Genomic DNA, 13396 nt, shown 5'->3' on the forward strand with positions numbered 1-13396 from the left:
TCCCGCCCAATGGTTAGAAATCACCACAGGCCGTCGCCGCAACGACGATGGCACCAAGGCCCGCGACGCCGGCAGCGGGCATTCAACGGCAGAAGATTTCTGCCCGACCTCGACCTGAGGTCTCCAGGGACATTACAGTCAACAAACGAGGGCAACACCCTATGAGAAGACTTAAGCGTGATCCGTTGGAAAGAGCTTTTTCGCGCGGATATCAATACGGCGTAACTGGTAAATCCCGTGAGCTTTGCCCCTTTACTCTACCGTCAGTACGTCAAGCCTGGATCAACGGCTGGCGCGAAGGACGCGGCGACAACTGGGACGGTATGACCGGCACTGCGGGTATACACAGACTCAACGAACTTCACGCGGTCGGCTGACACTCAACAATCGACGGTACAACCCGACTTATCAAGGTTTCTTCAAACAGAGAGATCGGAAAAAATCAGCTTCGTTTGCAAATAACCATGCACGTCCCATCCGGACGGCGGGCTAGCGCCCAAAGAGGGGCTCCATAGCGGAGCCCCTCTTTTTTGGGCTTGAAAAAACAGCGCTTAGCGGGACATCGCCGCGATGGCGTCAACCGACTCGCGAATCAGAGCCGGCCCCTTGTAGATGAAACCCGAATAGATCTGCACCAGGCTGGCACCGGCTGCGATCTTCTCGGCCGCATGACGGCCTTCGGTGATGCCGCCAGCCGCGATGATCGGCAACTTGCCGCCCAGTTCGCCCGCCAGCACCTTGACGATATGGGTGCTCTTCTCGCGCACCGGCGCACCCGACAGGCCACCGGCCTCATCGGCATGGGGCAGCCCTTCAACGCCTTCACGGCTCAGGGTGGTGTTGGTGGCGATGACCGCGTCCATACCCGATTCCAGCAAGGCGCTGGCCACCAGTACGGTTTCCTCGTCGCTCATGTCCGGGGCGATCTTGATCGCCAACGGAACGCGCTTGCCGTGGATCCCGGTCAGGGCTTCCTGGCGCACACGCAGCGCTTCGAGCAGTTGCTTGAGCGAATCGCCGAACTGCAGGCTGCGCAGGCCCGGGGTGTTGGGCGAACTGACATTGACGGTGATGTAGCTGGCGTGGGCATAGACCTTGTCCAGGCAGATCAGGTAGTCGTCGACGGCGCGCTCGACCGGCGTGTCGAAATTCTTGCCGATGTTGATCCCCAGCACGCCGTTGTACTTGGCCGCCTGCACGCGGCTGACCAGGTTATCGACGCCCAGGTTGTTGAAGCCCATGCGATTGATGATGCCCTCGGCATGGGGCAGGCGGAAAATCCGTGGCTTGGGGTTGCCCGGCTGCGGACGCGGCGTGACGGTGCCGATCTCGACGAAACCGAAACCCAGTTGCGCGAAGCCGTCGATGGCCGCACCGTTCTTGTCCAGGCCCGCGGCCAGGCCCACCGGGTTCGGGAACTGCAAGCCCATGACCGTCACCGGCAACCGCACGGGCGCCTTGTTGAACAGGCCATTGAGCCCCAGGCGACCGCCTGCACCGATCAGGTCGATGGACAGATCGTGGGAGGTTTCCGGGGAGAGTTTGAACAGTAACTGGCGGGCCAGGTTATACATGGGCGGGCGCGGCTCGATTGCGGCTGAAGTCAGCCGCCGATTATAGACGTGCACGGAGGTGAGTGCGAGGCATGTCGGCAACTTTGCGCGCAGGCCCGGCTTCGCTGGCATATCGCTTGCTTGAGCCTGTACAGCCGGCGCGACCCAACGGCGGGTCCTGTCCGGGACAATGGCGTCGCGATCGTCCGGGCAGCGTTCGGAGGATGCGGCGTTTTTTTATGGAAGGCAGGCAGCCTTCAGGCGGAACCGACAATCATGACTGACAGCCTCAACAGCCCACTGGCCTGGATCAACGGCAGCGATGCACCGGAACTGAACAGCATCGATGTCGGCTTCATGGCCCTGACCGACAGCGCCTCGTTGATCGTCGCCGCCACCCAGGGCTTCGCCCAGCCCTACGGCCTGAACATCAACCTGCGGCGCCAGCCTTCGTGGTCGGCGCTGCGGGACAAGCTGATCAATCGCGAACTGCACGCCGCACACAGCCTCTACGGCCTGATCTACGCCGCGCAACTGGGCATCGGTGGCCCCGCCACTGACATGGCCGTGCTCATGGGCCTGAACCAGAACGGCCAGAGCATCAACCTGTCCAGTGCGCTGAAGGATCAGGGCGTGGTCACTCCTGAGGCGCTGGAGCAACGCACGCACCAAAGCGAGACAAAACTCACCTTCGCCCAGACCCTGCCCACCGGCAACCACGCGATGTGGCTGTATTACTGGCTGGCGAGCCAGGGCATTCACCCGCTGCAGGACGTCGATAGCGTGGTGGTGCCGCCTGCGCGGATGGTCGATCACCTGGAGGCGCAGCGTATCGATGGCTTCTGCGTGGGCGAGCCCTGGGGTGCGCGGGCTGTGAGCCAGAACCTGGGGTTCACCCTGGCGACGTCCCAGACCATCTGGCCGGATCATCCGGAGAAGGTCCTGGGCTGCAGTCGCGAGTTCGTCCAGCAATACCCCAACACCGCGCGTGCGCTGGTGATGGCGGTGCTCGACGCCAGCCGTTTCATCGAGCAGAGCCTGGACAACCGCCGCAGCACCGCGCAGATGCTCAGCGGTGCCGATTATGTGAACGCCCCGGTCGAGGACATCGAGGCGCGCCTGCTGGGCGAATACAGCGACGGGCTGGGCAATCACTGGCAGGATCATCACGCCTTGAGTTTTCATCGCAAGGGCCAGGTGAACATGCCCTGGCTGTCGGACGGCATGTGGTTCATGACCCAGTTCCGCCGCTGGGGCCTGCTGCGCGAAGACCCTGATTACCTGGGCGTCGCCCGGCAGGTGCAGCAATTGGCGCTGTACCGCCAGGCCGCCGAAGCGCTGGATATACGGGTGCCGAGCGATTCCATGCGCAGCAGCCAGCTGATCGATGGCAAGGTCTGGGATGGCAGCGATCCGGCCGGGTACGCCCGCAGCTTCACCCTGCACGCACTGGCCGATTGCGCGCCTGTCGCCGCTGATCACTGAGGAGACGCCTGCATGCTGCGAATCCTGTTGATCAACGACACGGCGAAGAAGGTCGGGCGTCTCAAGAACGCGCTGACCGAGGCGGGTTTCGAGGTGATCGACGAGTCCGGCCTGGTCATCGACCTGCCCAAGCGGGTCGAGGCCGTGCGCCCGGACGTGATTCTGATCGACACCGAATCCCCGAGCCGCGACGTGATGGAGCAGGTGGTGCTGGTCACCCGCGACCAGCCCCGCCCGATCGTGATGTTCACCGACGAGCATGACCCAGGAGTGATGCGTCAGGCGATCAAGTCCGGGGTCAGTGCCTACATCGTCGAAGGTATTTACGCCCAGCGTCTGCAGCCGATTCTCGACGTGGCCATGGCCCGCTTCGAAAGCGACCAGGACCTGCGCGCGCAGTTGCACGCCCGTGACCAGCAACTGGCCGAGCGCAAACGCATCGAGACGGCCAAGGGCCTGTTGATGAGGATGAAGAGTTGCAACGAAGAAGAGGCCTACACCCTGATGCGGCGCCAGGCCATGAGTCGACAGCAGAAGCTGATCCAGGTCGCCGAGCAGATCATTGCCATGAGCGAGTTGCTGGGCTGACCTCAAGGGCCTCCCCGCGGGCAAGCCCGGCTGCTACGGGATTGGGGCGAGTACAACATCCGGGAATACACACAATCCCTGTGGGAGCGGGCTCGCCCGCGAAGGCGTCAGGCCTGACGCTTCGATGTCGCCTGGCACGCCGCCGTCGCGGGCAAGCGCGCTCCTACAGATAAAGGCCAAGCGGTGCTCGCAGAGCCGGACCGCTACGGGATTGGGGCGAGTACAAAGTCCGGGGATACGATTCCCTGTGGGAGCGGGCTCGCCCGCGAAGGCGTCAGGCCTGACGTTTCCATGTTGCCTGGTACGCCGCCGTCGCGGGCAAGCGCGCTCCTACAGATAAGGGCCAAGCGGTGGTGGCAGAGCCGGACCGCTACGGGATTGGGGCGAGTACAACATCCGGGAATACACCCGATCCCCTGTGGGAGCGGGCTCGCCCGCGAAGGCGTTAGGCCTGACGCTTCGATGTTGCCTGGCACGCCGCCGTCGCGGGCAAGCGCGCTCCTACAGGTTCGGGCCCAGCGTGGTGGGAGAGCCGTAGCAGCACGGCTTGCCGGCGGGGCGATTTCGCGGGCGCTGACGCCGGCAAGCCGGACTGCTACGGGATTGGGGTGACCTGGGTGCGCTGGCCCAGGTTTTGCTAGGTAGACCACACAGGTAGCCAACGGCGGTTGCCCCACTTTCGACAAAGACGTCGCACACCCCTTCGCCATGGGCGGACAGGGTTGCGACGTTTTTTCGTTCTGGTCCCGGAAACGGGCCGGGTGGAGCGCCGGGCTGGTGCTTCACCTGCAAGACCTGACCCGTGACGGTGCGCCGCACCCGGCACGCGCAACACATTCCTGCAGATGAGGTGTTAGATGAATACAAGCTTCTGGAAAGCCGGCCATAAACCCACGCTGTTTGCAGCCTTCCTCTACTTCGACCTGAGTTTCATGGTCTGGTACCTGCTGGGCCCTCTGGCGGTGCAGATCGCCACCGACCTGCACCTGACCACGCAACAGCGCGGGCTGATGGTGGCCACGCCGATTCTGGCCGGGGCCATCCTGCGCTTCCTGATGGGCATGCTGGCCGATCAGTTGTCACCCAAGACCGCCGGGATCATCGGCCAGGTCATCGTGATCGTCTCGCTGTTCTGCGCCTGGCAACTGGGGATCCACAGCTATGAACAGGCGCTGCTGCTGGGCGTTGGCCTGGGCATGGCAGGGGCCTCGTTCGCCGTCGCCCTGCCCCTGGCGTCCCAATGGTATCCGCCACAGCACCAGGGCAAGGCCATGGGGATCGCCGGGGCCGGTAACTCGGGCACCGTATTCGCCGCGCTGATCGCGCCGGTACTGGCCGCAAGCTTCGGCTGGAACAACGTATTCGGCTTCGCCGTGGTGCCGCTGGTACTGACCCTCTTCGCGTTCTCGCTGATGGCGAAAAACGCGCCGGAGCGCCCCAAGGCCAAGTCCATGGCGGACTACTTCAAGGCGCTGGGTGACCGCGACAGCTGGTGGTTCATGTTTTTCTACAGCGTGACCTTCGGCGGCTTCATCGGCCTTGCCAGCGCCCTGCCTGGCTACTTCAACGATCAATATGGCCTGAGCCCCGTGACCGCCGGCTACTACACCGCCGCGTGCGTGTTCGGCGGCAGCCTGATGCGTCCGCTGGGCGGCGCCCTGGCCGACCGCTTCGGCGGCATCCGCACCCTCTCGGGCATGTACGCGGTGGCCGCGATCTGCATTGCCGCCGTGGGCTTCAACCTGCCCAGCTCCTGGGCTGCCCTGGCATTGTTCGTTGCCGCGATGCTTGGCCTGGGTGCCGGCAACGGCGCGGTGTTCCAGTTGGTGCCCCAACGCTTTCGCAAGGAAATCGGCGTCATGACCGGCCTGATCGGCATGGCAGGCGGCATCGGCGGCTTCCTGCTGGCCGCAGGCCTGGGCGCGATCAAACAGAACACCGGCGACTACCAACTGGGACTCTGGCTGTTCGCCCTGCTGGGTGTGCTGGCGTGGTTCGGCCTGATGAACGTCAAGCGCCGCTGGAGAACCACCTGGGGTTCGGCCGCCGTGACCGCAGCACGTGTCTGACGCCAACGAGGCTTGACGATGAACCAGCCACTGACGCTGAAACCCGAGCCTGCGGTCGGCCTGCAACTGCGCTTCGCCGAATTCAGCGCCAGTGGCCCCAGGGCGGAAAACCAGGACGCCACCCGCCTGGTCACCCCTGCCCCGGCGCTTGCGGCCAGCAAAGGCTATGTCTTTGCGCTGGCCGACGGTGTGAGTCAGTGCGTCGATGGGGGTTTGGCGTCCCGCTCGACCCTCCAGTCGCTGGCCATGGATTACTACTCCACGCCCGAAACCTGGGGCATCGCACAGGCACTGGACCGCCTGCTCCTGGCGCAGAACCGCTGGCTGCAAGCCAATGGCCTGCTGACCACCCTCAGCGCGCTGGTCCTGCGCGGGCGCCGCTTCACCCTAGCCCACGTGGGCGACTGCCGCGTCTATCGCTGGCTGGATGGCACCTTGCAGCGCATCACCGAGGATCACGTCTGGGAGCAGCCGGACATGCAGCACGTGCTCAAACGCGCGCTGGGGCTGGATCAGTATGTGGTCATGGATTACCGGGACGCCGAACTACGTGAGGGCGAACGCTTGCTGCTGGTCAGCGACGGAGTCTGGTCCGTGCTGGGCGACGATCGCATCCGCTCGACTCTCAATGAGCAGCGCGATCTGGACGCCGCTGTACGCACCCTGGTGCAGTCGGCGCACTTGGCGGGCAGCCAGGACAACGCCAGTGCAGTGCTGATCGAAGTCCTGCAACTGGGCAGCGACACGCTGGGGGACACGCTGCTGCAATTGCAGCAATGGCCAGTGCCCCCGCCGCTCAAGCCGGGCCAGCACTTCGAAGGCTGGAAGGTCCAGACCCGCCTTGGCGACTCACGCCAGTCACAGCTGTATCGGGTCTACGACGGTCAGCAACAGCCGTGGCTGCTCAAGACACTGCCGGACACCCGCCATGACGACAATGGCGCGGGACAGGCGCTGTTGCTGGAGGAATGGTTTCTGCGGCGTGTCGCCGGACGGTTCTTTCCCGAGGTGCATCCACTGGCGGATCGTCAGCACCTGTATTACGTCATGCGCGAGTACCCGGGGCAAACCCTGGCGCAGACGTTCGCACGGCAAGGCCCGATGGCACTGACGCCCTGGCTGACACTTGCACGGGATCTGCTCAGTGCGCTGGGACTTTTGCATCGACGCAACATCGTGCACCGGGACATCAAGCCGGAAAACCTGCTGATCGACGAAGACGGCGAATTACGCGTGCTGGATTTCGGCCTTGCCTTCTGCCCCGGCCTGTCGGCTTCGGCGTTGGGTGACGTTCCCGGCACACCGAGCTACATCGCACCAGAAGCCTTCGACGGCGCAGAGCCTGCAGCGTCCCTGGACCTGTATGCCGCGAGTGTCACCCTGTATTACCTGCTGACAGGGCATTATCCCTACGGTGAGATCGAGGCGTTCCAGCATCGGCGATTCGCCCGGCCCATTCCTGCCAGCCGCTATCGTCCGGACGTGCCCGAGTGGATCGAACGGCATCTGGATCAGGCCTTGCAGGCAGATCCCGGCAAGCGATTCGAGACGGCCGAGCACTGGCTTTCGCAATTGCAAAAGGGTGACGTTGCCACGCTGAACATCCGCCCGAGGCCCTTGCTCGAGCGCGAGCCCGTCAAGGTCTGGAGAACGGTGGCATTGCTGTCATTGCTGTTGAATCTTGTGCTGTGGATATGGTTATTCCGGTGCTGAACGGGCGTCGATTACACCTGGATATTCACCGAAGTTGGTGGCGACCGCAGGAATATTAAATTGCCACTAACCAGGCAGTTCATCGGTACATTCGCCGATACCTCACGGCTACATATCCGACATGGTCCCGGTAGTTCAGAACCCGAATCCAGAAAAAGAAAAACCCGGCCGGAGCCGGGTTTTTCGCAAAGCGTGGGCTAATTACTTAGCTTGAGCTTCGACTTGTGCTTCTACGCGACGGTTAACAGCGCGACCGGCTTCAGTAGCGTTGTCAGCCACTGGACGGGTTTCGCCGTAGCCAACCGAGTTCACGCGGTTAGCGCCAACACCGTACTGGTTAACCAGAACTTGCTTGACGGCGCTAGCGCGACGCTCGGACAGTTTCTGGTTGTAAGCGTCAGGACCGACGGAGTCAGTGTGACCTTCAACAGTGGTGGTGGTTTGTGGGTACTGCTTCATGAAGTCAGCCAGGTTCTTGATGTCACCGTAGCTGTTTGGCTTGACGACCGACTTGTCGAAGTCGAATTTCACGTCCAGCTCAACACGTACGACTTCAGCAACAGCCGGGCAACCGTTGGCATCAACGGTAACGTTGGCCGGGGTGTCAGGGCACTTGTCGACGTTGTCGCAGACGCCGTCGTTGTCGCTGTCGGAGCACACTTCAGCTACTGGAGCTGGTGCCGCTTCAACTTTCTTGGAGCCGCCACCGAAGTTCACACCGATACCGACGCTAGGAGCCCACTCGGTGTCGCCCTTGTCGATGTTGTACTGAGCTTCAACGCCAGCACGGGCGTAGAAGTTGTCGGTGAAGTACAGCTTGGCACCGCCGCCCAGGTTGGCGAAGGTGGAGCGGTCACGACCGCCACGGCCGTTCTGGCCGATGCTCTGGTCGGAGAAACCAGCCGAGACGTACGGACGCAGCATGTCGCCCGGGTTGTTGAAGTGGTACAGAGCGTCCAGAGCGGTGTTCGCGCCCTTGATGTTACGACCGTCGTCGCTGCGAACGTTGTGTACTTCGTCGTAGCCCAGACGCAATTCAACGTCGTCGGTCAGGAAGTAGCCAACAGAACCGCCGAACAGGTTGCCGTTATTTTTGAAATTACGAGCGCTGTCGAACTGTTCTTTCTTGGCGAAGCCTTCGATTTCGACTGCGCCTTGGCCTTGTGCCAGCGCGCCGAACGAAGTTGCGGCAACAATAGTACCAATGGCCAAGCCCAAGGTGTTTTTCAGTTTCATCCGTTAAATCCCCATCTGGTGATTGTGAAGCAGTCCCCCTAATCGAGAGACAACTCATCGGCAAGTCTATCAGAACTTGCCTGCCCGTTAGAGATATTTGCTCCGAGTTAAGTTTCGGTAACGCCCGCAAATTTCTCACGTAATTTATCAAGTGCCCGTTTGTAGCGCATTTTCGTGGCACTCAGGCCCATGTGCATTATGTCTGCGATCTCCTGAAATTCCAGCTCTGCGACAAATCGAAGCACCAGAATCTCCCGGTCGATCGGGTTCACATGCACAAGCCAGCGATCGAGCCCACCCTTCTCTTCGGGTTTCGGCGTCTTGTCTTCCGACGCCTCCTCCAGAGGATCCAGGCTAAGGGCGTCCATCAACCGACGCTTTCGCCGCTCCTTTCGATACTGCGTGATGCATTCGTTGTAGGTGATGCTGTAGAGCCAGGTCTTGAACTTCGATTTTCCCTCGAAATTCTTCAAGCCATACAACACCTTAAGCATCACCTCCTGACAGACATCGTCAGCATCGCGATCGTTCCCTAAATAGCGCGCGCAGACGTTAAAAAGTGTCCGCTGGTAGCGCCGCATCAGCTCCTCGTACGCCCGAGTGACGTGAAACAGCTCGGCGTGCGAGCGCGCCACCAACTCCTCGTCGGAGAGCTCGCGGGGGTCGTAACGCAGTGAGTGCGATTGGGGCTTATTCAAAACAGGTCGTGCCGACAGTCAGTAAAATGTCCGCCAGATCCCGGCGTCCGGGATTTTGGGGCGGCATACATTAGCAGATTTGCCGGTTCAGCGGCTGCTCACTCGCTGCTCGAGCAGGATCCGGTTCGACAACGACACCAGTTCCCCCTCGTCAGTCAGCAGCGTGGTCTTCACCGTGCCAATCTCTTCGATCTGCCCTTCGACCTCTCCAATACGCACTTGTTGCCCTACCTGATACAGCTCCCGCACATAAATTCCTGCCAGGATCTGGCTCGCGATTTCGCGACTGCCAAGCCCCATGGCCAACGCAACTGCCAGACCAACGGTAATCAATCCGATCACGATCACATGGTTCAGCAGGTCGGTTTTGACCTCCAGCTGGCTGATCGCCACCGAAATGCTGATGATGATCACCAGCCATTGAGCGATGCGCCCCAGGCCTGCGGCGTAATCGAGCCCGACGCCTTCGGCCGCGCCACGCACAACGCCGTTGACCAGTTGTGCCAGCAAGACGCCCACCAGCAGCACCAGGGCTGCGCCGAACACCTTCGGCAAGTACAGCGCCAGCATGTCCAGTGTCGCCGAGACCCGCTCAAGGCCGAGGGATTCTGCCGCCGACACCAGGAAAATCAAGAGCACAAACCAATACACGATCTTTCCGATCAGCGTCGAAATCGGGACCTGGATCCCTGCGCGACTGATCAGTTTGGTCAGGCCCGTACCGCCCATCAGGCGATCCAGACCCAGCTTGGCCAACAGCTTGGACAGCAGGGTATCGAGCAGCTTGGCCACCACGAAACCCAACAGAACAACCACCAGAGCGCCGAACAGGTTCGGGATGAAGTTCGCGACTTTGGTCCACAACGCAGTCATTGCGGTGACCAGGCTCTGTGTCCAGAGATCCAATTCCATATTCAATCAGCCTTGTTTTCTGTAGTGCCGGCAACCGTCGCCTTGCGACGCGAAACAGGTGAAACGTGAGCAGAGCCGTTGTTCACGGCAATCATCAATGCCTGGGTGCAGCGCCCGAGCAGACCGAACAGATCCCCTGCCCCGACCTGGCGATTGGCGGTCTTGAGGACGCGCCCCAGGACTGCGTCATCATCCCGGCTGGCGGACGATGAATTGAGCATGTCGCGCAGTGATTCTTCAAACGGGTCGTGCATAGGCACCTCACGTAATGTCACAGACAGACGCAGGCAATTTTGCACAAGTCACACATCCGCACGCCAATTTTCATCCGTCACATCCAGCGCAGACGCTTGAACCACCAGATCTGACCCACCCCCAGGACGATCATCACCAGGCACGCGATCATGAAACCCCAGGGGCTGTCGGCACCCGGCATACCGCCAACGTTGATGCCCAGCAGACCGGTAATGAAGCTCATCGGCAGGAAGATCCCGGTGATGATGCCGAACCGGTACATGGTCCGGTTCATGCGCTCGTTGAGGCGTCTGTCTTCGGCCTCGAGCACCAGCCCGACGCGCTCGCGGGTCAGTTCCAGCTCTTCGAGGTAGCGGGTCAGGCTGTTGTTTAATTCGTTCCAATAGTCCGAGTCGTCTTCGACGAACCAGGGCAAGCGGCTGCGGGTCAATTGCGCGTAGATTTCCCGCTGCGGCGCCAGGAATCGACGCATGCCTGCCGCCCTTCGACGGATGTGCACCATGTTGCCGTGCTCGGGCATATACCGTTCGTCGGCATCTATGCGATCTTCCATGTCATCGACCAGTTCGGTCAGCTCGCTGACCACTGCCTGCACCTTGTCGGTGAGCAGTTGCGCCAGGTAGACCAGCAGCTCGGAAGCGCTTTTCGGCCCCTTGCCCGCGTTCAACAGGTCGATCAGTTCGTCGGTCGCCCGCAGCGAGCGCAGACGCAGGGAAATCACCCGCTGGGCCGCGGCAAAGATGCGCACCGAGACCATGTCTTCCGGTTCAGCGCCCGGATTGAGGTTGACGCCGCGCAGGAACAACAGCATTTCATCGTCCGGCAGCGGCAGCAGCCGTGGCCGGGTGTTTTCCTCAAGCATGAGGTCGCAGACGAATTCACTCAGGCCGCTGGCCGTGCGCAGCCAGGTCTGGGTCTGCGGATGGCTGCGATCCCAGTGGAGCCACACGCTTTCCGTGGGCGCCAGTTGCAGGCTGTCGAGCTCGGTCCGAGCGATTGAACGCGCCCCGCCCTTCCCGTCCAGTACCAGGGCGTGTACCAGCCCCCACTGCGCGTTTGTTTCGTCGAACATCAGTTGTCCTTGCTTTCCTCGATGACGAAAAGGCCGGTCAGTCCGGCATTTTCAGAGGGCTTCTGGATACGATGATGCCGTTGTTGTCGGCATACACATACTCGCCCGGGCGAAAGGTCACGCCACCGAAGGCCACGACCACGTTCAGATCGCCAAGGCCGCGTTTCTCGGTCTTGAGCGGGTGGCTGGCCAGTGCCTGCACACCCAGGTCGGTTTGCGCCAGGACGTCAACGTCACGCACGCAGCCATAGATGACCATGCCTTCCCAGCCATTCTTGGCCGCTTTCTCGGCCAGCATGTCCCCGAGCAACGCGCAACGCAGCGAACCGCCACCATCCACGACAAGCACCTTGCCCTTGCCGTTCTGGTCGGCCTGCTCGCGCACCTTCGAGTTATCCTCGAAACACTTGAGCGTGACGATTTCCCCGCCAAACGAATCACGACCACCAAAATTGCTGAACATCGGTTCGACGACCTGAACCAGTTCAGGGTAGGCGTCACACAAATCCGGAGTGATGTAATGCATGCTGAACTCCTGTCAAAGGCTGGGTGTTCAAGGAAGACCTGCATCATGCAGGTTAATGTGGCACGCACGTCTGACCGCGCCCACCACCACAATGCTTCCTTATATAGAACAAAAACCTGACCGACGAGTATTGCCCTGCCTTGAAATCCGGGTACTGCTCATCAACTGGCGGTTAGCTTAGCGTCAAGTGATGGGCATAGGAATGGCCGCGAGGGCTCTATATCAGGGAGTTGCCACCGTGTTCAGCGTTGATTCAGGCTCAGTGACGCCGACCTGCCGGTTCAACCAGTCCGCGACCTGCGGCCAGACCTGCGCCTGTGCGCCTTTGCTGACCAGCATCTGCACGTGGCCGAAGTCTTCGGCAAAACCCTGCTCACGTCCAAGGCACCAGAACTCCTTGCGCTCGCCGCCGAACTGCTCGAAGAGTTGACGACAGGCCCACTCTGGATCCTGATGATCGCCTGCCCCGGCGACACACAGCAACGGCACGTCCACATGGCGCAGGCCTGACCACCAGTCGTCCTTCTTGTCACCGAAACGGCCGAACAGGCTCTGCCAGCCCATGGCTTCGAGCACGATCCCCATGGGCTCGTCTTCGGGGCCGCGCTTGAAACGCGCACCGGACACATGATCGAAACGCTTGAGCAGCAAGCGCGTACTCCACTGCACGGGCGGCACTTTCAGCGGCCAGTAGTTGCGGCTGACCTGGCTGCCGAACAACGCTGCCGAGGCCACCAGGCCTGCGTCGAAGTAATGCCCGCCCAATGCTGCGGCAAGAGTGGTGCCGCCCAGCGAATGGCCGATCCAGTGCGGCGCCTGCCCGCTCTGCTCACGGACGAATGCACCAATGGCCGGCAGGTCATACCTTGCGTAGTCAGCCACGCGATTGTGTCGGTAGGCTTCATTGCGCGCCGACAAACCGTGACCGCGCATTTCTGCAATCCACACGTCGAAACCGGCCCGGGCCAGGTAGGCACCCAGGCCGATGCCCTTGGGCGAGTACCAGAAACGCCGGTTGGAAAAGCTGCCATGCAGCAGGATCACCGGCACGCCGCGCACGTCGGGGTTGGCAACCAGGCCCAGGCGAGTCACGGCCAGCTCGACGGTGAAGTCCATGCTGTTGCCGGGTTTGAGGCGGTACACGTCCTCGATCAGGTCGCCACGCCGCTCGGCGCTGATCAAGGCCACAGGAAAGAGATTGCTGCTGCTTTGCATAGAACTCGTGCTTGATTCTGAATTGGCGCGAAAACGGCCCATGAAAAAAGGGCGGACTCATCAAGGCCGCCCTT

13 protein-coding genes are annotated in these 13396 nt (G+C 61.6%); 5 read left to right on the top strand and 8 right to left on the bottom strand.

The annotated features are described in order from the left end of the window. The first annotated feature begins 161 nt into the window (after positions 1–161). Positions 162–377 carry a ribosome modulation factor gene (gene rmf, locus ACIPOO_RS27090; protein ID WP_010223328.1) on the top strand — a complete coding sequence of 72 codons (216 nt, stop codon included), beginning with the start codon at positions 162–164 and terminating at the stop codon, positions 375–377. A gap of 174 nt (positions 378–551) precedes the next feature. On the opposite strand, the gene ACIPOO_RS27095 is transcribed toward rmf, so the two are convergent. Then, entirely contained in the window at positions 552–1574 is a 1023-nt protein-coding gene (locus ACIPOO_RS27095) for a quinone-dependent dihydroorotate dehydrogenase (protein ID WP_274133392.1), read from the bottom strand. Positions 1575–1829: 255 nt separating this feature from the next. Between ACIPOO_RS27095 and ACIPOO_RS27100 the strand changes: the two genes are divergently transcribed. From ACIPOO_RS27100 to ACIPOO_RS27115, 4 genes are all read left to right on the top strand, one after another. Then, the gene (locus ACIPOO_RS27100; protein ID WP_400611124.1) at positions 1830–3038 is read left to right on the top strand and encodes a CmpA/NrtA family ABC transporter substrate-binding protein; all 1209 of its coding nucleotides are present in this window, start codon (positions 1830–1832) and stop codon (positions 3036–3038) included. 12 nt (positions 3039–3050) lie between these two features. Then, positions 3051–3626, top strand: coding sequence for an ANTAR domain-containing response regulator (locus tag ACIPOO_RS27105; protein WP_400611126.1), 576 nt, complete (start codon positions 3051–3053; stop codon positions 3624–3626). An 857-nt stretch (positions 3627–4483) separates the two neighbouring features. Further along, positions 4484–5695 (top strand): nitrate/nitrite transporter, encoded by a 1212-nt coding sequence (locus ACIPOO_RS27110; protein WP_400611128.1) that lies wholly within the window; start codon positions 4484–4486, stop codon positions 5693–5695. Positions 5696–5713: 18 nt separating this feature from the next. Continuing rightward, positions 5714–7408, top strand: coding sequence for a protein kinase (locus ACIPOO_RS27115; RefSeq protein ID WP_400611130.1), 1695 nt, complete (start codon positions 5714–5716; stop codon positions 7406–7408). A gap of 201 nt (positions 7409–7609) precedes the next feature. Here the strand turns inward: ACIPOO_RS27115 and ACIPOO_RS27120 are convergent, their stop codons facing one another. From ACIPOO_RS27120 to ACIPOO_RS27150, 7 genes are all read right to left on the bottom strand, one after another. Further along, entirely contained in the window at positions 7610–8644 is a 1035-nt protein-coding gene (locus ACIPOO_RS27120; protein WP_274133398.1) for an OmpA family protein, read from the bottom strand. A gap of 107 nt (positions 8645–8751) precedes the next feature. Beyond that, entirely contained in the window at positions 8752–9342 is a 591-nt protein-coding gene (gene sigX, locus ACIPOO_RS27125; RefSeq protein ID WP_274133399.1) for an RNA polymerase sigma factor SigX, read from the bottom strand. A gap of 87 nt (positions 9343–9429) precedes the next feature. Further along, on the bottom strand, positions 9430–10254 hold the full coding sequence (locus ACIPOO_RS27130; protein ID WP_274133401.1) for a mechanosensitive ion channel family protein: 825 nt from the start codon (positions 10252–10254) through the stop codon (positions 9430–9432). 2 nt (positions 10255–10256) lie between these two features. After that, positions 10257–10508: a CrfX protein gene (locus ACIPOO_RS27135; RefSeq protein ID WP_274133402.1), complete on the bottom strand. Its 252-nt coding sequence runs from the start codon at positions 10506–10508 to the stop codon at positions 10257–10259. 77 nt (positions 10509–10585) lie between these two features. Continuing rightward, positions 10586–11581 carry a zinc transporter ZntB gene (locus ACIPOO_RS27140; protein ID WP_400611133.1) on the bottom strand — a complete coding sequence of 332 codons (996 nt, stop codon included), beginning with the start codon at positions 11579–11581 and terminating at the stop codon, positions 10586–10588. Positions 11582–11618: 37 nt separating this feature from the next. Further along, positions 11619–12107 (bottom strand): ribonuclease E activity regulator RraA, encoded by a 489-nt coding sequence (gene rraA, locus ACIPOO_RS27145; protein WP_274133404.1) that lies wholly within the window; start codon positions 12105–12107, stop codon positions 11619–11621. A gap of 222 nt (positions 12108–12329) precedes the next feature. Next, positions 12330–13322 (bottom strand): alpha/beta fold hydrolase, encoded by a 993-nt coding sequence (locus tag ACIPOO_RS27150; RefSeq protein WP_400611136.1) that lies wholly within the window; start codon positions 13320–13322, stop codon positions 12330–12332. Between the last annotated feature and the right edge of the window lie 74 nt (positions 13323–13396).

Origin of the sequence: Pseudomonas sp. NPDC090201 (assembly GCF_044746825.1) — a bacterium.
Classification (GTDB): domain Bacteria; phylum Pseudomonadota; class Gammaproteobacteria; order Pseudomonadales; family Pseudomonadaceae; genus Aquipseudomonas; species Aquipseudomonas putida_AD.